This window comes from Caballeronia sp. M23-90, from assembly GCF_053574605.1.
The window spans coordinates 1-1,531 of record NZ_JBSIPA010000786.1; the positions used below are offsets into that span (position 1 = coordinate 1).

1 pseudogene is annotated in these 1,531 nt (G+C 63.7%); it reads right to left on the minus strand.

The annotated features are described in order from the left end of the window. Positions 1–1,350 (minus strand): annotated as a pseudogene (locus ACRXB1_RS35840) (mechanosensitive ion channel protein); the annotation flags it as partial. Positions 1,351–1,531 lie beyond the last annotated feature (181 nt).

Below are 1,531 nucleotides of genomic sequence, written 5' to 3' on the forward strand. Positions count from 1 at the left end.
TCCGCTCGCGGTCCAGCGCTCGAGCCGCTGCTCGACCAGCACGTTGGCGCCTTCCCACACGATCACGGCGAATAGCGCAGCCACGGCAATCGTGATCAGCGCCGAAGCAAGCCTGTGTCCCACGCCGCCCGATGAAAACAGCGAGAAGACGTGCAGGCCCCAGACCTGCAGCAGCGTCAGGACGAGCCCTATGATGATCAATGTTTGCAGGACGCGCCGCAGCAGCGGGTAGTACCGGTATGCGTGCCGGTGCGCGATCGACTTCGTTGCGAGATCCTCTTCTTCGGCGGCCGTGTGGAACATGTGTCCAAGCGCGCCGAACACCACGATCGCGATAACGCGCGCGGCGACGAGCACGAGCAGCGACACCCCGAAAAGATGAAACAGCGTGCGGTAACCGTTGTGTACGTCGAGTGCCCAGACGAACCATAGCGCCATCACCAGGAACACGGCGGCGACGGCCCACATGTCGGCGATCCAGTTGCCGAACAACACAAACGGACGGCGTCCGCGCATGCTGTCGCGAATCCATTGCGCGACGGTCACGCGGCATTTCAGTATCACGATGGCAATCAGCACGTGGACCACCAGCGCAACCGCCTTGATGATCGAATCATGTGCGACGTTGGTCAGTCCCAGTGGCGCGGCGCCCTCGGCAAGCGCAATGCCCGCACCCGCGACCGAGACGATCGCGACCAGCCAGTGATGTGTAAAAGCGGCGGATTCATCGCTCATCTGAATGAGGCGCAGACCCGGAGCACGCGGCGCGAAGAAGAACCCGCTCGCGATCACGATGCCGCGGCAGATCAGATAGACATCGACGAGCGCCGCGACGGAGCGGCCCTGGGGCGTGCCCTCATCGATGAAGATGGACATCAGCACCGTCGCCGCAATCGTGAAGACGATCAGCGGCAGCAGCGCGAGCAGGCTGTGCAGGATCGCGCTCGGCAAACGTTGCAGCAAGGTCCAGTGACGCGCGGCGTGGCGCACGCCACGGGCGGTATCGGCCTTCTGCTCTGCAATCTGGATGGCAACCTCGTTGCCGGAGCGTTCCGCCACGGCTTCCGCATGCACGGCCGCGCGTTCGTCCTTCTTGAGCTCGGGCTGGGTGTCATCGACATCGACGATTCCCCTCGCCGCAATGCGCGCACGCTGCCCGCGCACGAGCCGGGCGCTCAGGTATTCGAGCAGCAATGCTGGCAACAGCGATACGAGGATGGCCCAGAGCACCTCGCCCACGAGCGCCCGGCCGCTTTCGGTCGCGGTGCGCTGACGCCACCACTGGATGACCGATCCATAGTCGAGGAGCGCCGTCACCGAGCGGCGCAAGCCAGTGCTGATCTCGACCATCCAGGAGCTGGCCTGGTGCGTGATCTGCGACGCAAGTCCGTTGCTCGTCAGCGACCGCGCCAATGCGTGGGCGGTTCAGTGCAATGCGATGTTTTCTTTGGTCACTGACCGGATACCTTGCTGAAGTCGGTGTCGAGCCGGGCAAGCGAACTTGAAATATGCGCGCGGTTATCCTTGATCC